The sequence below is a fragment of the Chryseobacterium sp. CS3K3.1 genome (assembly GCF_059515165.1).
Window position 1 is genome coordinate 66,123 of the sequence record NZ_JCAKRV010000002.1, and the last position, 20,955, is coordinate 87,077.

Here is a 20,955-nt window from a genome sequence, read left to right on the forward strand (position 1 = left end):
TATATAATTATTTCGCAATATGATGAAAAATAACAACTAATTAAATAACAGAGACTTAACTACTATATAACCAAAATAGACTTCAGTAAATTTTTCTATTTTAACCGAAAAACTATTTAAAATTTTTCATCAATACTGATAATATATAAACAAAAAAAAGAGTGGCAAAAGCCACTCCTTTCTTTATCATGTATTTTTCTAGTTTAAATAAAATTCATATTTATTAAGAAGTTGAATTTCTTTTATCAGATCACCATTCAGATCCACCGAATGTTTCATAGACTGAACTTCAATATGGGAGTCATCTTCCAGGTTTTTGATAAAGAATTTCAATTTTTGGTTTCCTTTGTTTCTGTCGAGAACCGTTCTGAAAAAGTCGAGATCTTCAGGTCTTACATCCATCACATCCATTACCAATGATATACTTTTTGCAAATCTTTCAAATGCTTCCTGAAGTTCAATGACATCATTTACATTAACGAAGACCCTGCCATCTTTTACCTGAGCAAATTTTATCTTAAAAATAACAAATCTCTGAACTTCCAGCTTTTCTTTCAATCTCATATAATCCCTGTCTCCCAGCCTGAATGAATAGGATCCGGAATAATCTTCCAGTGTAACAAAAGCTACTTTCTCACCGCTTCTGAAACCGTCCTGAACCCTGTATTCGGTAATAAGACCGGCTACAGTATATTCTTTACCACCACCGCCATTTTCTCTTTCTTTCTGAAGGGTTTTCCAGTCTTTCTTTTTCTCTTCAAACAACTCTTCCTGTTTATTAGAGAAAGCCTGTTCTTTGTAAGCATCCACCTCATCCAGATTCAGGAATAAGAAATTCCCTTTTGGCTCTGCCTTCTTAGTAACTTCTTCTACCACTTCCTCTTCTCCTGCTACTACATCATCTGAAACAATTTCCGTAAGATCCACAGCATCTTCCAGGGCATCCTGCTCCAAAACAGGCGCTTCATCGGTAACTGCCTTGTCTTCTTCATTTTTCTCAAGAACCGCTTTTTTAGAAAGCTGCCCCTGCATAAACTGGAACTGATATTTAAATTCGTCCAGCGGGTGAGCAGAAAGATAGAAGCCAATGATCTCTTTTTCTTTATTAAGCTTATGCATATTAGGCCATTCCGGACATGGAGCCAGTTTCGGCTGTTCAATCTGAACTTCTTCTGCAAAATCCGCAAATAAAGAGTGCTCCATCTCGTTTTTGCTTTCCTGGAAACTCTGCCCGTATCTGATCAGTCTTTCAAGATTGGTCTTTCCTGCCATGTCAATATCAAAATACTGCCCTCTATGGAAAGTATCCAATTCATCAAAAGCACCTGCAAGCACCAAACTCTCCGCTACCCTTTTGTTCATCTGTGAAGGCAGTATTCTTTCGAAGAAATCATAAATATTTTTGAACCTTCCGTTTTCTCTCTCTCTTGTAATTGCTTCACTCGGTCCTTCCCCAATTCCTTTTATTGCCCCCAACCCAAAGCGGATCTGTCCTTTTTCGTTTACGGAGAATTTGTATTGAGATTCATTCACGTCCGGTCCCAGAACATCCACGCCCATACTTTTACAGTCTTCCATGAACATAGTGATTGAATCCGTATTGTTAATGTTATTACTCATTACACTCGCCATGTATTCTGCCGGATAATTAGCTTTTAAATAGGCGGTCTGATAAGCGATGAATGCATAACACGTTGAGTGGGACTTATTGAAGGCATATTCTGCAAAGGCTTTCCAGTCGTTCCAGATCTTCTCCAGCCTTTCTTCATTAAGGTTGTTTTTTCTACCTCCTTCAATAAATTTCGGGTACATTTTATTAAGAACATCAATCTGCTTTTTACCCATTGCTTTTCTTAACGTATCGGCTTCACCTTTGGTAAAGTTGGCCAGTTTCTGGGACAAAAGCATTACCTGCTCCTGATAAACGGTAATTCCGTATGTTTCTTTTAAATATTCTTCTGTTTCCGGTAAGTCGTAGACGATCTCTTCAATTCCGTGCTTTCTGTTGATGAAGTTCGGGATATATTTAATCGGACCAGGACGGTACAAGGCATTCATGGCGATAAGATCGGCAAAAACCGTCGGTTTAAGCTCTCTCATGTATTTTTGCATCCCCGGACTTTCATACTGGAAAATCCCGACTGTCCTTCCTTCTTTAAACAGCTGATAGGTTTTGGCATCATCCAGCGGAATAAGATCCGGATCAATATCCACTCCATATCTTGCTTTAACAAGCTTCAATGCATCTTTAATGATAGTCAGCGTTCTCAGCCCCAGAAAGTCCATCTTCAGAAGACCGGCACTTTCCGCAACAGAGTTATCAAACTGCGACACCAAGATATCAGCATCTTTCGCTGCAATGGTAACCGGAACAAGATTACTCACATCTTCCGGCGTAATAATCACCCCGCAGGCATGAATTCCGGTGTTTCTGATACAGCCTTCCATTTTTTTAGCACTTGCTAAAACTCCGTGTCGTGCATCATCAGGACTTTCAAGAACATATCTCATCTCATCAACGAGCATCTGTTCTTCCGGTTTTAATTTATCATACTTCGCTAAAGCTTTTGCAATATTCATCCCGGGACTTGGAGGAATCAGCTTGGCAATATTATTGGTATCAGGAATAGGCACATCCAAAACCCTTCCGGCATCTTTAATGGCAGATTTTCCTCCCAACACCGAATAGGTAATAATTTGTGCTACCTGAGTTTTTCCATATTTTTCAACCACCCATTTGATAATTTTATCCCGCCCTTCATCATCAAAGTCAATATCAATATCGGGCATGGAAACCCTTTCCGGGTTCAGGAATCTCTCAAAAAGGAGATCATATTTAATGGGGTCCACATTGGTAATTCCGATACAGTACGCCACAGCAGATCCTGCAGCAGAACCCCTTCCCGGGCCTACCCAAACGCCCATATTACGGGCTTCATTACAGAAGTCCTGAACGATAAGGAAGTACCCCGGATAACCGGTATTGGCAATTACCTCAAGCTCAAAGTCAAGACGTTCTTTGATATCGTCGGTAATACCGTCCTCTCCATATCTTTTCTTAGCACCTTCATAGGTAAGATAGGTAAGGTAAGCCATCTCCCCTCTTTTCCCGCCATCTACCTCATCTTCTGCATGGATAAATTCCGCAGGGATATCAAATTTAGGAAGAAGTACGTCTCTTTTTAAGGTATAAGGTTTAAATTTTGCTGTAAATTCTTCATATGCATCAAAAGCATCCGGATAGGCTAAAAAGGCTTCTTTTATTTCATCAGAATTTTTGATGTAATATTCGCCTGTCGTCAGCCCTCTTCTTTTACCGAATCCTTTTCCAATAGGCGTAGTAAGCTTTTCACCATCTTTGATACAGCTTACAATGTCCTGAATATTAGAATCATCTTTATTGGTGTAAAAGGTTTCGTTCTGAGCTAAAATTTTCACATTATATTTATCTGCCAGATACAAAAGAACTTCATTTAAATGTTCTTCTTCAGGCAGTTTGTGATTCTGAATCTGCACATAAAAATCATCTTCAAAGGTGTCTTTCCACCATTTGAAAAGCTCCTCTCCTTTCTGCTCACCCGTATTTAAGATCGCATCGGGAATATCTCCCATAATTCCGGATGTTAAAGCTATGACTCCTTCTTTATATTGAGCAATCAACTCCCTGCTCACCCTGGGAACTCCAAAATAGAACCCTTTCAGGAATCCTATACTGGAGAGTTTTGCCAGGTTTTTATATCCATTAAAATCTTTCGCCAAAAGCACAACCTGTGTTCTTCTGTCCGGATCATCTTTGGTAAACTGCTTTTGTTCGTACCGGTCTGAAATATAAAACTCACAACCCACTACAGGAATAAGCGGTTCTGAAACAGGCTCTTCTTCAGTAAATTCTGTTCCGTTTTCTTCTGCTTCCTGCTTTTTTGCCAGATATTCTTTATGCTTTTTCGCTCTGTCTGCATTAGCTCCTTCTACTGCCGAGACGAATTTGAAAGCTCCCATCATATTTCCAAGATCCACCATTCCGACAGCTGGGAAATTTTCTTCAGAGGCTTTTTTAATGAGGTCATTAATGCTTGAGGTAGCCGTAAGTGTAGAGAAAACACTATGGTTATCAAAATTGAAATATTTACCTAAATCAATTTCATCAATGCTTCCGAAATCCTGCTGCTTTTTCTTATTATGAAAATCAGCAACCTGTCTTCTGATGACAATATTGAAAGGCTTGATCGGGTCCGGATAAAGACTTCTGAAATATGCGAGCTGATCTTCTGAAATCTTTAACGTTTCAGCAGGAACTACGCCAATTCTTACCATTTCAAAGAAAGCTCTGGCCGTCGCATTAACGTCGGCTGCAGCATTATGGGCTTCATCAAATTTGTTCCCATAAAGCTTTTCATATAATTCTTCAAGTTTCGGAGGTTTAAAACGGCCTCCCCGGCCCCCGCCCAGCTGGCAGAAGTCGGTTCCCAAAATCATGGTATCCGCTTTAGGCTTTTCCTGAAGGTTATCTTTCAGGTTTTTTCTGTAAAATTCTGCTCCTACGATATTGTAATCGAATTCCACATTATGTCCGGAAACCACCCTGATTTTTTCAAGAACGGTAGAGAATTCCTCAAGAACCTCCTGAAGATCACGGCCTTCTTCATTGGCAATTTTGGTTGTAATTCCGTGAATACGTGCTGCGTTGAAGGGAATATCATACCCTTCAGGTTTTATTATATAATCCTGGTTTTCAATCAAGTTTCCATCATCATCGTGCACCTGCCATGCAATCTGGACCATTCTGGGCCAGTTATCCGAGTCTGAAAGCGGAGCGTTGAAATTTTTTGGTAAACCGGTTGTTTCTGTGTCAAAAATTAAATACATATAATGTTCTAACTTTTTTATAAAAAGAGAATGTAAAGTTACTTCATTTTTTTCTAATCAGCACTCTTGTTTTACTATATAAATGTCCGGCTTTTTTTAATTATAGGGTCTTCATTTCATTTACTGCACCAGGATTTTACTTTTCTAATCAAACACTCTTCCAAGAAAAAATTAAAACTTTGATGAGACAGGTGGCTGGTTCGAGATTTTTTTCGGCTATTTTCTCACAAAATAGTGACATTATACCTGTAAATGACATAAAATAAAAACTACAACTATAAACAGGAGTATCAAATTATTCATGAAGTAAGACAGAAAAAATTAAAAACATTAATAAAAAAGCACTTTCAATGACTATAATTAAAAATAAAAGCGTTTTGTTTATATATTTATCAACACAAAACCTAAAAAAACATCACAATGAAAAAAATCTTTATTTCGATCAGTATGCTGACAACTATTGTCATAAATGCTCAAAACAGTAATGAAATTTTAAAAAGAGATTTAGAACGTCAAAGAATAGAAAACAACAAAAAATTTGATCTTTATCTCTCAAAATACCTGGCAGCTGGTAAAAACCCCGAGTCTCTTAACGAACTTGAGGAACAGCGAAAAAACCTGGCGGGATTTGATCCGGATGGAAAACCGTATTTCTATCAATCTCATGATTTGGATCAGATAAAAAACTCCAATGCAGACTTTTTACAGGATGGCAACATTACAGGGCTGACAGGTTCATTCAACGGCGAAAATATTAAATATACCATCTTCGACGGTGGAAGAGCATTTGAAGGGCATGAACTGTTTAACAACGCAGCAGGCAGGGTTAATAATAAAGAAGCCAGCACCATGAACTACAGTTCGCACTCCACCGGTGTTACCGGATTTATCGGCGCCAAAGACTATTCTTATACATTTACATTTACCAATGGAACAACACGGGATGTTAATTTCAGAGGAATAGCACAAAATTCAACTTTTGACAATTATGCATTTGCCACTACAACATTAGCCGGAGCTTCTGCTCCCAGTACAGTATTTGAAAAAATAGTCCTCGCACAGCCCAAAATATCCAATCATTCATACGGCACAAACCCTGGTTGGAGTAGCCTTTATGGAGTTGCCTGGGTATGGGGAGGGCAGTTCACAAGCCCTGGAACCACTGCTGATCTACAGGGAACCTATCTTGATAGCGACCAGACTTATGACAATATCGTGTATAATAATCCCACCTATGTTATCGTGAAATCAGCAGGAAATTCATATGGAATGGGGCCAACAGGAAACACCTTAGCTAAATATTATAAAAACAGCGCGGGAAGTTATGTACAATTTGCAGCTACAGACACACTACCACAAAACAACTGCGCTTTAGGATATGACTGTATTGGTGTTGGTTCTTTGGCAAAAAATATTATCGTAGTAGGAGCTTCTGATATTCTGACTACTAGTGACAAAAGATACTCCTCTGCTACTGATGTGATAAAATCAAGCTACAGCAGCGCAGGTCCAAGAGATGATGGTGCCATAAAACCGGATATCATTACTACAGGAACGAATGTAGCCTATGCATCCACAGCCGAAAATACAACGGGCAGCAGTTCAGCTAGCATAGGCAGTGGAACTTCTTTTTCTGGGCCTATTGTTACCGGAATCATAGGAGTATGGATGCAGATTTATAAGCAGCTATATCCTGCTCTTGAACTTAATGCAGCCTCTGCAAAAACCTTAATGATCCACTCCGCATCTGAAGCAGGAACTGTCGGCCCGGATCCATGGAATGGCTGGGGATACATCAATGCAAAAAAAGGAGCTGAACTTCTTGTAGGAAAATCCAATAATACCGTACTATTTAATGATGAAACCTTAAATAACGGGTCAGTTAATACCCAAACAGTAAAAGCATCCGGATCTGAGCCCTTAAAAGTAACCTTATCCTGGGTTGACCCGGAATATGTGGTCCCTGCCAGCATAACATGGACAGAAGCCTATAATAACAGAACTTCCAGATTGATAAACGATTTGGATGTACGAATTATAGATACCGGAACAGGCATCATTTATCAGCCTTGGAAATTAAATGCACTAGATCCAATGACCCCTGCTACAAAAGGAGACAACACCGTAGACAATGTAGAACAGGTAGTTATTGATAACCCGACACCAGGAGCTGTTTATAGAATTGAGATTTCTCATAAAGGAACATTAAAAAACAACGCTTCTCCGAGTGTTACTTCTCCTCAAAACTACTCCGTGCTCGTAACAGGATTTACCGAAGTACTGGGAACTAAAGGAACAGCATCTGCAACGGATGCTTTAACCGTAGCTCCAACTGTTGTAAAAGACTTTACCAATATATTAAGAGCGCCTAGAAAGTCTACTTTTACGATCTATGATCTTTCAGGTAAAAAATTACAGACCGGAATCATTAACAATGACAAAGAACCAATAGATTTATCCACTTACACCAAGGGAATTTACATCATTGAAATAAAAACAGACAAAGATGTTATTTCTAAAAAAGTGATCAAGGAATAACCTATATCAACAAAGATTTTTCACAAAATACTAACAGTTGTTAGTATTTTGTTTTTTTATGTATATTTGCTTCCTATGGAAAATGCACTTCACGAAAAAGTTTCTCAGGATATATTACTCAAAGCGTATAATCATATGATGCTGGCCAAGGCAATGGCTGACATTTACGAAGAAAACAGAAATGTATGCAAATACGTTCACAGTACTTCCAGAGGTCACGAAGCCATCCAGCTTGCGACAGCCTATCAGCTTAAAAAAGAAGACTGGGTTTCTCCCTATTACAGAGACGAAAGCATTCTTTTAGGAATCGGTTTTGAACCTTATCAACTAATGCTTCAACTACTGGCAAAAGCTGATGATCCTTTTTCGGGAGGAAGATCTTATTACTCCCACCCTTCAAGCAGGGATGAAAACAAACCAAAAATCGTTCACCAGAGTTCCGCTACAGGAATGCAGACTATCCCAACGACAGGAGTTGCACAGGGAATCAAGTACATTCAGGATTTCAATCTTCAGCAATTTGAAAACAATCCTGTTGTGGTTTGCAGTCTTGGAGACAATTCCGTTACAGAAGGTGAAGTGAGTGAAGCTTTACAGTTTGCTGCTCTGCATCAGCTTCCGATCATCTTCCTTGTTCAGGATAACGAATGGGGAATTTCCGTAACGAAAGACGAAGCAAGAACCTGTGATGCATACGATTTTGTAGCAGGATTCACTGGGCTAAGCAGAATGAGAGTAGACGGAACTGATTTTGTGGAAAGTTTTGAAGCCATGAAAAAAGCCGTAGATTTTGTAAGAACAGAAAGAAAGCCTCTTGTTGTCTGTGCAAAAACGGTATTGATCGGTCATCACACTTCTGGAGTAAGAAGAGAATTCTATAGGGACGAAGAAGATTTAACAAAACATAGGGCCAAAGATCCGGGAGAGATCCTCAGAAAACATTTACTGGAAACAGGTGTTGATGAAGATCTTTTAAAGCAAATCACTAAAAAGGCGCGTCTTGAAGCAGAAGAAGCTTTTGAAAAAGCTAAAAATGCAGAGGATCCAAAGCCTGAAACCGTAATGCAGCACGTTTTTGCTCCAACTCCTATTACTGAGGAGACAGGAACACGTGAACCTGCGAACGGAGAAAAAATTGTAATGGTAGATGCTGCCATCCATGCCATCCAGGAACTGATGTGGAAACACCCTGAAGCACTTCTTTACGGGCAGGATGTAGGGGAAAGAATCGGTGGCGTTTTCCGTGAAACGGTTACTTTAGGAAAAAAATTCGGAAGCAAAAGAGTATTCAACACAGCCATTCAGGAAGCTTATATCATTGGATCTACAGCGGGAATGAGTGCAGTTGGACTGAAGCCAATTGTTGAGGTTCAGTTTGCTGATTATATTTATCCGGGAATCAACCAGTTGATTACGGAAATTTCAAAATCAAGTTATTTAAGCGGCGGAAAATTCCCGGTAAGCAATATCATCCGTGTTCCTATCGGAGCCTATGGCGGCGGCGGTCCTTACCATAGTGGAAGTGTGGAAAGTATCTTAGCCAATATCAAAGGAATCAAAATAGCATACCCAAGTAATGCGGCAGATTTTAAAGGTTTGCTAAAAGCAGCTTATTATGATCCGAACCCGGTAGTGATGCTGGAGCATAAAGGATTGTACTGGAGTAAAGTTCCGGGAACTGAAGATGCCAAAACGATAGAGCCTGCTGAAGATTATGTTCTTCCATTTGGAAAAGGTAAAGTAATTATTGAAGCAGATAAGAATGAAACCGAAAAAGGCAGAACTTTATTGATAGTTACTTATGGAATGGGAGTTTACTGGGCCAAAGAAGCAGCTAAGAGTTTCAACGGAAGAGTTGAAGTGATCGATTTAAGAACATTGATTCCTCTTGATGAAGAACTTGTTTTCGAAAGAGTGAAAGCGCATGGAAAATGCATCGTTCTGACAGAGGAACAGCTAAACAACTCTTTTGCAGAAGCTTTTGCACACCGTATTTCCAAAAATTGCTTCAGGTATCTTGACGCACCGGTAGAAACAATGGGATCACTGGATGTGCCTGCTGTTCCTATCAACCTTGTTCTGGAAAAAGAAATGCTTCCAAATGCTGAAAAGCTCAGCAGTAAGATCGAAGAAATGCTGAAATATTAAATAATTGAAACCTCTGAAAAATCAGAGGTTTTTTTTATTAATTTTAATCAACAGAACAGATGCCTCATTTTGGTATCTATTTTGTTGATATGCACCAAAAATTCCATACTTCTTTATGATCACTACTAAATATGTCAATTATAAGCAGGTTCTCAATTTATCAGGTTTTCATCTTATACTGATTTCAATCTGGTGTACGCTGATCGCTGTCCTATTCTATTTTTTCAATTGGCAGTGGATGACGATTCCATGGGTTCCTGTAGCTTTGATTGGTACGGCAGAAGCATTCCTTGTAGGTTTTAAAAACAATCAGGCTTATGACAGACTTTGGGAAGCCAGAAAAATCTGGGGTGGAATTGTGAATTCCAGCCGTTCATTTGCCTCTATGGTGTATGCCTTCGATACTAAAAACGAAGAAATTGGTGTTTTTGATCTTGAAGACCGTAAAAGAAGAATCGTTTACCGTCATATAGCATGGTTATATACTTTCCGGGAACAGCTTTTGATTCCTACAGAATGGGAGCATATCAGTACAGAAAATAATAAATTCGGGAATATCAACCTGAGAAGAAACAGGTTAATAAAAGCCGGTTTTCCTGACTACGGAAGAGCGCCTATTTTCCTGCACAAATATCTGTCAGAAGAAGAATATGATCTTAAAAATGATTATAAAAATTTTGCTACCTATCTGATAGCCCAGCAGGCAAAAGACATCAACGAGCTGAAAAATATGAATGCCATTACAGATTTCAATCAGACTCAGCTTCAAAACAGCCTGAATGAATTCTACAATTTCCAGGGACAGGCAGAGAGAATCAAAAAGTTTCCTTCTCCAAGACAGTTTGCCAGTACAGCTTTTGTTTTTAATATATTGTTCATCATGCTTCTTCCACTGGGATTAGTGAACGAGTTTGCCAAATTGGGAGATTGGGGAATATGGACTTCTATTCCTTTCTGTATCATCATTGGATGGATTTATATCATCATGGAACTGGTAGGAGATTATTCTGAAAATCCTTTTGCTGGATTAATGTTTGACGTCCCTATGCTGTCTATCTGCAGAACGATTGAAATAGACCTTCTTCAGATGAGCGGAGAAACAGATCTTCCGGATCCTATAGCTTCCAAAAACGGAGTATTAGTATAATTCCTGAGGATCATTTATTAAAACAAAACTGTAATAAAAGGCAAAATATATTTTAAAAGTTCATTGTTTTTCATAATTTAGAGCTTTGAAAGCATCAGCTATATTAATTCATCCGGATCAGTATAATTGTTACTTTTTCGATCAGCTAATAATTTATCCCTTCTTTGTAAACAATGAGATCCAGGCAACTTCTGCAGGCTATCACAATGCTGTGCCTTACCCTATTCTGCCCTAATGTGAAGTCGCAGGCAGCTTTCAATAAAGAGTTACCAAAAGAATTTACAGATCACTTCACCCAGGAGATCAACGACAGTATTCCTTCTTTGGGATCGTTCATTGTTTCCCAAAATGACAAACTGATTTATGAGCATTATTCCCACGGAGCCAACAAAGAAACCATCTTCAGTATAAAGTCCGTTACCAAGAGTATCGTCTCTGTTCTGGCAGGCATTGCGCAAGATAAAAACATACTTCCCAATCTCAATACACCGGTTTTAAAAATTCTTCCGGAATACAATATATCGAGAAGCAGTTTCAAAAACATTTCCAATATTGAAGGAAAGGTAGCTCATGATTCGATCAGAAATACGTTAACGTTAAGAAATCTGCTGACCATGCAAGGTGGTTTCGATTGGATTGAAAATTCAAAAATATCAACAGCCATGTCATTTTCCGGTGATCCTGTAAAATTTGTACTGGATCTTCCTTTTGAAGAGTATCCGGGAACCGTATTTAATTATAACAGCGGTGAAACCCACCTTTTCGGAGCAGCACTGGCAAAAATTGTGAAAACCAATCTGAAACAATTTGCAGCAGAAAACCTTTTTAAACCACTAAAGATCAATGTTCCCCGATGGGATACAGATTCCATGAACAGGAATATTGCAGGTTCGGAAATGTTTATGAAACCTGAAGATATGCTGAAATTTGGTTTGATGATTCTGAATAACGGAAAATTGGGAGGCAGACAGATTGTTTCCTCAAAATGGATTCAGGAATCGACAGCTGAGCATGTCAAACTGGATTCCTGGGATGTGATGCCGGGTGCCAATGGATACGGCTATTACTGGTGGCGTAGAAAAACCAACGGACATCAGGCTTTTGTGGCTACCGGATATGGCGGACAGCTTATCTGCATCATTCCTGATTTAAAAATGGTTATCGTGACGACCTGCTTTCTGAATGACAAAAACAGAGGCAGAAGTGAGATTAAAAGACTTCACTATTTTATCGACAAAATGACCAAAGAAGATATTTATAAACATTGATCTTCCATACAGTTTAAATCAAAAAACCTGTGATAAGCTTACAATACAATCGCCGTCGTATTTTTAACTTCGGAAATCATAAATGAGCTGTGCGTACTTGCAATGTGTTGAAGCGTTGTAAGTTTCGTCAGCATAAAACTGCGGTAATCTTCAATGTCTTTCACTCCTATTTTAAGGATATAATCATAATCTCCGCTTACATGGAAACATTCCGTAACTTCCTGAAGGTCCATTACCTCTTTTTCAAACTGAAGGACAAATTCTTTTTTATGCTGGCTTAGTTTCACATGACACAAAACGATAAAATTTTTCTTAACTTTACTCTTGTCCAGCAAGGCTACATATTTTGAAATAACCCCAGCATTTTCAAGCTTTTTTACACGCTCATAAATTGCTGTAACGGACAATCCAAGCTTAGCGGACAGTTCTTTGGTGGTTTGTTTACAGTCTTCCTGTAAAAAAGACAAAAGTTTCTTATCAGTTTCGTCAAGTTCCATAGATAATTTTTTGGTAAAAATTTAATACTATCGAAGATACTAAATATTTTTTCTAAATAAACAATATTTTACAGTTTTATATTCTATAAATTCAAATTTATGTTGTAATAATTAACAATTTAATGCAAATTAGAACCATAAAATAAAAACAATATTTATGGAAAACTTTAACGCAGCCAATGAGATCCAGGATCTTCAGTATTTTGGTGAATTCGGGGGAGTGAATCCTTCTATCTCTGACAGCTCCACCTATACCTTCCTTTCTGCAAAGACAATGTTTGATACTTTCGAAGGCAATGCGGAAGGATGCTATCTGTACTCCAGACATTCATCACCGATGAATCTTTATCTGGCCCAGGCTCTTGCCAAGATGGAGAACACAGAATCTGCCAACGTTACAGCATCCGGAATGGGAGCAATAACTTCTGTTTTGATGCAGGTGTGCAAAAGTGGAGACCATATTATTTCAAGCCGGACTATCTACGGGGGAACCTATGCTTTTCTAAAAAATTTCTTCCCTCAGTTCAATGTAGCGACCACTTTTGTAGATATCAATAATTTTGAATCTATAGAAAAAGCTATTACTGCCGATACTAAAGTCATTTATTGTGAAAGTGTGAGCAATCCGCTGCTTGAAGTAGCAGACCTTAGAAAGCTTTCTGAAATCTGTAAGAAACACAACCTGAAACTGATTGTAGATAATACCTTCTCCCCTCTTTCAATTTCTCCGACATTATTTGGGGCAGACGTCGTGATTCACAGCCTCACAAAGTTCATCAACGGAAGCAGTGATACGGTAGGAGGAGTATATTGCGCCACTCAGGCATTTATTGATGATACCAAAAATGTCAATTCCGGAGCTTGTATGCTTCTTGGCCCAACCATGGACAGCTTACGATCTTCAAGTATCTTAAAAAATCTGAGAACATTACACATCAGAATCAAACAGCACAGCCACAATGCCATGTATCTGGCTGAAAGATTTGAAAAAGATGGTTTAAAAGTATCTTATCCGGGTTTACCATGCCACAAAAACCATGAATTAATGAAAAGTATGATTCATGAAGAATACGGATACGGAGGATTACTGACCCTGGATGCCGGAACAACAGAAAAAGCAAACGAACTGATGGAACTGATGCAGACAGAAAACCTGGGGTATCTTGCTGTGAGCTTAGGGTTCTATAAGACCTTATTCTCATGCTCAGGAAAATCTACCTCATCTGAAATCCCTGAAGAAGAAAGAGCATCTATAGGAATTTCAGACGGACTGATCAGGTTCTCCATCGGTCTTGACCATGATATCAAAAGAACTTACCAAAAAATGAAGGAATGCATGCTGAAAGTTGGAGTTCTTAACCACCATGAAAACATTTCCATTTCCTAAATTTATTGTAAAAAGGCTGTTTCATTTGTGAGAAACAGCCTTTTTTATTTATCAATCTAAGATGTATTTATTTGATGAATGCGCTAAAGCCCATTCCTATTGAATTTCCTTTACAGGTAATGATCCCTGCTATTTCTTATAATAATGATGTGGAAAAGCATCCTCGGGCTTCATTCTGAAAACATTCAGCAAAATCCAGGACTTTAAGAATCCGTATCCGTAAGAAAACATCTGAATATAAGTGGAAATAACTGCCATTCCGGCAATACTGATATTTTTTGTCAGCAATAAAGCGTGAAACAACACCAGAAAGGTGTACAATCCATAAAAGGCAAGGATGATTCCTCTTCCCATAATAAAATACTCCAGAAAGCCCATCACATATCCCAGCATAAATAAAGTAGGAAAAGCAAAGGAAATCTTTACATAATTCGGGTGTCTCTGATTAAGAATCGGTCTTGCACAGCCAAACTGATAGACCTGTTTGGAGAATTTTCCAAAATCAACCCTACGTTTATGATATACAGCGATATCATCAAAAAAAGCAGTAGTAAAACCATTTTCCCATAGGGTCATGGAAAGATCCGGATCTTCACCAATTCTCATTTCGGAAAATCCGCCTACTTTTTTAAAGACTTCTTTTTTCACCCCCATATTAAAACTTCTGGGCTGAAATTTCGAAACCGCTTTCTTACTTCCCCTTATTCCTCCGGTAGTAAATACAGACGTCATGGAATACGAAATAGCTTTCTGCATCAGATTAAATCCTTTATGCGCTTTATCGGCCCCGCCAAATGCATCACAGGGAATGGTCAGAATATCATTTTTAATATGCTCAATATAATCTTTTTCAACAATGACATCACTGTCTACAAATACCAGCCATTCGTTAGCGGCTCTTGCTGCTCCGTAATTTCTTGTCAGTCCCGGTCCTGAATTATCTTTTCTGAAATATTTAATATCCAATCCCTGTTCAAAGTTTTTGATAGTAGGTTTCAGATCGATCAGAGAACCGTCATCCACGATGATGATCTCAAACTCCTTATCTGTCTGTTGAGTAAGAGAAGTCAGCAACTCAAAAAGTTCATCTTTCCGGTTGTAAATGGCAACGACAATAGAAATAGTAGGCTTCAAATTGAAAATTTTTCAAAATTACTTATTCGCAGAACAACCTACAAACAGTTTAACAGCTTATTCAGAGAAATTAACGAAGTTACCTTGTATTCTTCTCACTGTATGCATTTTACCAATGAAATTCTGAACCAAGTAATTTGGCATTTTAAACAAAATAAACGTCCGGAATCCCTCCTAATTTTGCTATAGAAATTTAAACCAACAAAAAATGGAACCCATTATCAGCACATTACAGCAACCCATTCAGTCAGGCTTTAATGCTTATTCAACAGCACAGGAAGTTATTCAGGGAATTGATCTTACCGGAAAAACAGTGATCATTACCGGTGGCTATGCAGGAATCGGTCTTGAAACTACAAAAGTACTTACTTCAGCCGGAGCCCATGTCATTATTCCTGCAAGAGATATTGAAAAGGCAGGAAAAAATCTTACAGGAATTGAAAATATCGAACTTGAAAAAATGGATCTGATGGATCCGGCATCCATTGATGCCTTTGCAGAAAGATTTGTCTCATCAGGCAGAAAACTGGATCTTCTTATTAATAATGCCGGGATTATGTGGGTACCGCTCCGCAGGGACAGCAGAGGTTTTGAATCTCAACTGGCGACCAATTATCTTGGACAGTTCCATCTCACCTCAAAATTATGGCCGGCTCTGAAAAAAGCAAATGGAGCAAGGGTAATCAGTGTTTCTTCGTATGGACATCAGATGGCTCCTTTTAACTTTGAAGACCCCAACTTTGAGGAAAGAGATTACGATACCCTTTCCGGATACGGACAATCCAAAACAGCTTGTAATCTGTTTGCCGTAGAACTCGATGAAAAAGGAAAAGAATTCAATATCAGAGCCTATTCTCTCCATCCCGGTTCTGTATATGGTACTGATCTGGGCAGAGAAGAACCTGTTGAGCTTTTTAAACAGCTTGGAACGCATGACGAAAACGGAAATATAAAACCTGAAGTTGAAGCACGATTAAAAACCATTCCACAAGGGGCTGCTACTACAGTCTGGTGTGCTGTGACGCCTCAACTTAACGGAATTGGCGGAGTGTATTGTGAAAACTGTGATATTGCAGAGGTAGACAGAGGGCAAATTGAGCACAGATTTGATGAACCGGCTACAATTCGTGGGGTACAACCTTATTCCATCGACAAAAACAATGCTGCCCGTTTATGGAAATTAAGTGAAGAAATGCTGGGATTCAGCTTTGATACCCAATAACTGTTTTTAGGCAATTATATACAATTTTACAAATCCTGCTATCTTATTATTATAACGCTCATTCTGTATGTAACGTAGTGAAATGAAGAATCTAAGCTATACATGAGATTCTTCCTTCATCAGAAATCGAAGATTCGACTTCGTCAATGGCAAAGCGTAAAATTATATTAAATACATTTGTAATGAAAAACTTTTGACAATGGATTTCCAGATACAATACCTCACGCCGGATATCAAGCTTTCCAGTTATGATGACAAGCTCTTCAAAACGGAAACAGTTTTTGAATACCATATGCTCGTTTGGTTCATATCAGGAGAAACGAAAATTATTCAGGCAGATAAAACCTATGTTTTCAAAGCTGGAGATATTTTCCTGATTCCAAGAAACCATCTTGCCACGATTATCAATTATCCTAAAGACGGGCTTCCGCATAAAGCAGTAGTTATGCATCTTACCACAGAACGTCTGAAGAATTTTTACAGTTCTGTTGATGAGCAGAGGAAAACAGGAAATCACAAAGCCAGCATTCATAGTTTCAGCAGTCATCCGCTTCTGAACAGCTGTCTTGCGTCGCTCATACCTTATTTTGAAATGGAAGGTCCGCTTCCTGAGAATATTGCCCATTTAAAAATCACTGAAGCTATCAGTATTGTAAGGGAAATTGATCCGGATATAGATTACATACTCGCCGATTTTGATGAGCCGGGAAAAGTAGATCTGATCAATTTTATGGAAAAAAATTATATGTTCAATATGCCTTTGGAGCGGTTCGGATATCTGACAGGAAGAAGTTTATCTACTTTCAACCGGGATTTCAGAAAGATTTTTCAGACAACTCCACAGCGGTGGCTTACTCAAAAACGCCTTGAACTGGCCTATTATCATTTATCAGAAAAGAACAAAAAGCCTTCTGATGTTTTTCTGGAAGTAGGTTTTGAAGATCTGTCCCATTTTTCGCATGCTTTTAAAAAACAGTATGGGTTTGCGCCTTCACTGGCTCGATAAAACACAAAAGGTTGTACTCATGTGGTACAACCTTTTTTTATTACTACTGGAATTATTTTTTCTGCGAACTACCTGGATCTTTTGATTCCTTCTTTTGATATATTATATTATGATTTAGAGCTTTTCTTTCAGGTTTTGAAGGTGATTTTGAACGTGACGATTTTGATCCAGAACCCAACAGATCTAGTAAATCAAAAATTACATCAAATATGTCAAAAAAATTCCAGGACATTTCTAATCTCAGAGGTTATTATTTATTATCTCCCAATTTATAAACTTTCTTCGTTCCTTCATACTATTTTGTCCTATTATATAAAAAATCCCGATCTAAAGTAGATATATAATACTGCCGAAACAAAAAAAGTGATTACTGAGCAACTGAAAAGAAGTAATTTGAACAGGGTTTTAAAGTAATAAAGTTCCAAAACATAGAGAATAAAAAACACTAACAGCGAAATACCAATTCCTATTAAAGAAGCTACTATTAAGGTTTGTGTATAGTTTTGTACAGGTAAAGGATCTTTAAAAACAATAAAAAGCCCAAATGCCGCTAACGCCAAAGCTACAGCACTTACTTTCTCAGTAAAATATTTAGATCTTTTTGATTCCTTTTTTAGAGGTTTTTCATTATAATTAAGACTCTTTCTGTCAGAGGTTGAACTTGACAAGCCTGAGCCCGAGCTAAGCAACCCCAATGCGTCCAAAATTATGCTTAATAGATCTAAAAACATCAGTTTATTATTTTAAATCCTACTTATTCTCTTCCAGTTTATGTACTTTTTTCGTTCCTTCATACATTTCATACTGCAAAAATCTTGTTTCCAGTTTTCCGTTGAAAAGTTTGATCTTTCTTGAAGGACGTAAACCGATTTTCTTCACCGCTTCCAGATCGGAAGAGATCAGCCATGCTAAGGTATTTGGATAATGCGTTTTAAAGGTATCTCCGATTTTCTTGTAGAAATCATCATCATTGATGGAAATTCTCTCATCGTATGGCGGATTGAATACCATTAATAAAGGGAACAGCTCTTTTTTAGAATCAAAGAAGTTTTGTTTTTTAATCTCAATCACATCTTCCATTTCCGCTGCTTCCACGTTCATTCTTGCCGCATTCAGCATTCTTGCATCGATGTCATATCCAACAATTTTTCCATCAAACTGTCTGATTCTATTGATTCTGAATTCTTTAATTTTTGCAAACAGGTCTGCATCATAGTTATTCCAGTTCTGGAATCCGAACCTTTTTCTGAAAATCTGAGCCGGAAGATCCATTGCAATCATTGCTGCTTCAATCAATAATGTTCCTGAACCGCACATCGGATCAAGGAAATTACCTTTTCCGTCCCAGCCTGCCAGCTGAAGCATTCCGCTTGCAAGAACTTCGTTGATAGGCGCTTCTCCCTGTTCTCTCCTGTACCCTCTTTTAAACAAAGGATCTCCTGAAGAATCCATTGAAATCATGACCAATTCTCGGTCTATATGAAGATGGAATTTGATATCCGGATTTCTCGTTTCTACATTAGGCCGTCTTTTGAATTTTTCCTGGAAATAATCCACGATCGCATCCTTCATTTTTAAAGTCACAAACTGAGAATGCTTGAACGTTTCAGAATTAACCGTAGCATCAATAGAGAAAGACTGATCAACATCCATAAAGTTCTCCCATTCAAATTTGAACAACCTGTCATAGAACTGGTGCTGATTAAAAGCCTTGAACTCATGAATGGGCACCAATATTTTCAATGCCGTTCTTGCAGAATAATTGATCTTGTAAAGAAAACCCAGATCTCCTTCACAGTTTACTGCTCTGTTTTTAATTTCAACATTTCTTCCGCCCAATTTTTTGATTTCTTCTGCCAGAATCTGCTCCAATCCGAAGAATGTCTTTATCTGTATTTTAATATTTTCTGTATCCATAAGTTTGAATTAAAAGATTTAAAGCTTTAAAAATTAAAAGATTAACTATTCAACTTCTTGTCCAATTGAATTTTTCAATCTCTTAATGTTGTAAAATACTTTGCTTTTAACCGCACAAATTTAGTTATTTTTGCATTATGGAATGGTTTGAATCTTGGTTTGATACCCCTTATTATCATTTGCTTTATAGCAACAGAGACTATACTGAAGCTGAAAACTTCATTACAAAGCTCACAGCGGATCTTCAGCTTCCGCCTCAGTCGAAAATCATAGATCTTGCCTGCGGAAAGGGAAGGCACTCTGTTTTTCTTAACAAATTAGGATATGATGTTCTGGGACTTGATCTTTCAAGACAAAGTATTGAATCGGACAAACAGTACGAAAATCAAACGCTGCTTTTTGAAGTTCATGATATGAGAAACCCTATTGATGCCGATCCGATGGATGCTGTATTCAATTTATTTACAAGTTTTGGGTATTTTGACAATGAAAGTGATGATAAGAAAGTATTCCAATCGGTTTACAATGCTTTAAAACCAGGAGGATATTTTGTTCTGGACTATCTGAATGAAGAATTTGTAAGAAATACCTTAGTTCCTGAAACCACAATAACCCGAGGCGATATTGAGTTCAGAATTTTAAAGAAGATCGAAGGCAGACATGTCATCAAAGATATCCGTTTTGAGGCTGACGGTAAGCCGTTTCATTTCTTTGAAAAAGTAAAACTCCATACTTTGGAAGCCATTCATGCCTATGCTTCGGAATGTGGGTTTGAAAGAATAAAAATCTGGGGAGATTATCAGCTGAATGAATTTAAAAAAGAAAATTCCCCGCGTTGCATCAATTTATTTAAGAAAAAATAATGACAACAGTACTTTTACTGATTTTAAGTGTCGTAACAGGAGTATTTCTTGGAAAACACTTTGGTAAAAAAGAGAAGCTGGCCAAAAATCTATTGATACTGAGTGCCGGTTTTTTGATTACAATCTGTCTCAACGAAGTCTTCCCTCAGGTGTATACCTCTTCAGGAAGCAGCAGCCTTGGGATATTCGTAATCGCAGGAGTTCTGCTGCAGATGATCCTGGAAGCTCTTACCAAAGGTTTTGAACACGGGCACTTTCATCATCATAGCGAACACAATATTCTTCCTGTTGCTTTAATGGTAGGATTATTCATTCATGCTTTTATTGAAGGAATTCCTTTGGCTAACGAGCAACACGAGATGTCGCCTTACCTTTGGGGAATTGTATTTCACAATCTTCCCATTTCATTTATTCTGGGAGCATTTTTATTTAACAGAAAGGGAGAATCAAAAAGTTCCTCATCTTATCCTTCTATTCTCATTGTAGCCTTATTCGCACTGGCTTCTCCAATGGGAATGTTATTAGGAAATTATTTCAATCCTGATCTTCAGCCTTATTTCCTGGCTATTGTAGGAGGAATTTTTCTTCATATCTCATCCGTGATCATTTTTGAAAGCAATAAAAATCACAATATTGATTGGGTAAAAATCGGACTGGTTGTTTTAGGAGTTTCACTCGCGTTGATGATGCATGTTTTCCATCAACATCCCACTGCTCATTCTCATTAAACATAAAAAAGCTCCGGATTCGGAGCTTTTTCATTTTAGCCGATATTAATAATTCATTTTTTCCCATCATACCCGTTGATCTTTACTCAATAGCATTTTAGACAAATAAGTTAAAAATTGTTTTTTAAAAAATATTTTACATTAAAAAATAAATAAAAATTAAATATTTACATTTAAAAACACAACAAAATATATTGTTTAACATTTTTTAACAAACTATTAACAACGATACAT

Annotated in this window: 14 protein-coding genes; 9 read left to right on the forward strand and 5 right to left on the reverse strand. The window is 37.8% G+C overall.

Translation table 11 applies throughout. The features are described from left to right. Positions 1 to 198 precede the first annotated feature (198 nt). Positions 199 to 4,866, reverse strand: a complete 4,668-nt coding sequence (gene dnaE, locus AC5YGI_RS02700; RefSeq protein WP_330745657.1) for a DNA polymerase III subunit alpha — start codon at positions 4,864 to 4,866, stop codon at positions 199 to 201. A 420-nt stretch (positions 4,867 to 5,286) separates the two neighbouring features. On the opposite strand from dnaE, the gene AC5YGI_RS02705 reads away from it, so the two are divergent. From AC5YGI_RS02705 to AC5YGI_RS02720, 4 genes are all read left to right on the forward strand, one after another. Further along, a complete protein-coding gene (locus tag AC5YGI_RS02705) occupies positions 5,287 to 7,404 on the forward strand; it encodes a S8 family peptidase (RefSeq protein ID WP_330745656.1) in 2,118 nt (705 codons plus the stop codon). A 75-nt stretch (positions 7,405 to 7,479) separates the two neighbouring features. Beyond that, positions 7,480 to 9,552 (forward strand): alpha-ketoacid dehydrogenase subunit alpha/beta, encoded by a 2,073-nt coding sequence (locus tag AC5YGI_RS02710; RefSeq protein WP_496167431.1) that lies wholly within the window; start codon positions 7,480 to 7,482, stop codon positions 9,550 to 9,552. A 115-nt stretch (positions 9,553 to 9,667) separates the two neighbouring features. Next, positions 9,668 to 10,699 carry a bestrophin family protein gene (locus AC5YGI_RS02715; protein WP_110009282.1) on the forward strand — a complete coding sequence of 344 codons (1,032 nt, stop codon included), beginning with the start codon at positions 9,668 to 9,670 and terminating at the stop codon, positions 10,697 to 10,699. Positions 10,700 to 10,872: 173 nt separating this feature from the next. After that, a complete protein-coding gene (locus tag AC5YGI_RS02720; RefSeq protein ID WP_496167432.1) occupies positions 10,873 to 11,967 on the forward strand; it encodes a serine hydrolase domain-containing protein in 1,095 nt (364 codons plus the stop codon). A gap of 38 nt (positions 11,968 to 12,005) precedes the next feature. Here AC5YGI_RS02720 and AC5YGI_RS02725 read toward each other — a convergent pair whose 3' ends face one another. Further along, complete coding sequence (locus AC5YGI_RS02725; protein ID WP_110009280.1) at positions 12,006 to 12,464, reverse strand: Lrp/AsnC family transcriptional regulator; 459 nt, start codon at positions 12,462 to 12,464, stop codon at positions 12,006 to 12,008. Between the two features lie 157 nt (positions 12,465 to 12,621). Here AC5YGI_RS02725 and AC5YGI_RS02730 point away from each other — a divergent pair, with 157 nt between their 5' ends. After that, complete coding sequence (locus AC5YGI_RS02730; protein WP_496167433.1) at positions 12,622 to 13,851, forward strand: aminotransferase class I/II-fold pyridoxal phosphate-dependent enzyme; 1,230 nt, start codon at positions 12,622 to 12,624, stop codon at positions 13,849 to 13,851. Between the two features lie 129 nt (positions 13,852 to 13,980). Here the strand turns inward: AC5YGI_RS02730 and AC5YGI_RS02735 are convergent, their stop codons facing one another. Beyond that, positions 13,981 to 14,985 carry a glycosyltransferase family 2 protein gene (locus tag AC5YGI_RS02735; protein WP_202838534.1) on the reverse strand — a complete coding sequence of 335 codons (1,005 nt, stop codon included), beginning with the start codon at positions 14,983 to 14,985 and terminating at the stop codon, positions 13,981 to 13,983. A gap of 208 nt (positions 14,986 to 15,193) precedes the next feature. Here AC5YGI_RS02735 and AC5YGI_RS02740 point away from each other — a divergent pair, with 208 nt between their 5' ends. Both AC5YGI_RS02740 and AC5YGI_RS02745 read left to right on the forward strand, forming a co-directional pair. Beyond that, entirely contained in the window at positions 15,194 to 16,207 is a 1,014-nt protein-coding gene (locus AC5YGI_RS02740; RefSeq protein WP_496167435.1) for an SDR family NAD(P)-dependent oxidoreductase, read from the forward strand. Between the two features lie 199 nt (positions 16,208 to 16,406). Next, positions 16,407 to 17,213 carry an AraC family transcriptional regulator gene (locus AC5YGI_RS02745; protein WP_446106419.1) on the forward strand — a complete coding sequence of 269 codons (807 nt, stop codon included), beginning with the start codon at positions 16,407 to 16,409 and terminating at the stop codon, positions 17,211 to 17,213. A 308-nt stretch (positions 17,214 to 17,521) separates the two neighbouring features. Here the strand turns inward: AC5YGI_RS02745 and AC5YGI_RS02750 are convergent, their stop codons facing one another. After that, positions 17,522 to 17,944, reverse strand: a complete 423-nt coding sequence (locus AC5YGI_RS02750; RefSeq protein ID WP_330745649.1) for a branched-chain amino acid ABC transporter substrate-binding protein — start codon at positions 17,942 to 17,944, stop codon at positions 17,522 to 17,524. A 19-nt stretch (positions 17,945 to 17,963) separates the two neighbouring features. Continuing rightward, positions 17,964 to 19,130 carry a THUMP domain-containing class I SAM-dependent RNA methyltransferase gene (locus tag AC5YGI_RS02755; protein ID WP_227943971.1) on the reverse strand — a complete coding sequence of 389 codons (1,167 nt, stop codon included), beginning with the start codon at positions 19,128 to 19,130 and terminating at the stop codon, positions 17,964 to 17,966. A 137-nt stretch (positions 19,131 to 19,267) separates the two neighbouring features. Between AC5YGI_RS02755 and AC5YGI_RS02760 the strand changes: the two genes are divergently transcribed. Together AC5YGI_RS02760 and AC5YGI_RS02765 are read left to right on the forward strand one after the other, a co-directional pair. Beyond that, positions 19,268 to 19,993, forward strand: a complete 726-nt coding sequence (locus AC5YGI_RS02760) for a class I SAM-dependent DNA methyltransferase (RefSeq protein ID WP_114821178.1) — start codon at positions 19,268 to 19,270, stop codon at positions 19,991 to 19,993. Further along, on the forward strand, positions 19,993 to 20,721 hold the full coding sequence (locus AC5YGI_RS02765; protein ID WP_123278072.1) for a ZIP family metal transporter: 729 nt from the start codon (positions 19,993 to 19,995) through the stop codon (positions 20,719 to 20,721). Before AC5YGI_RS02760 ends, AC5YGI_RS02765 begins: the two co-directional genes overlap by 1 nt. Positions 20,722 to 20,955 lie beyond the last annotated feature (234 nt).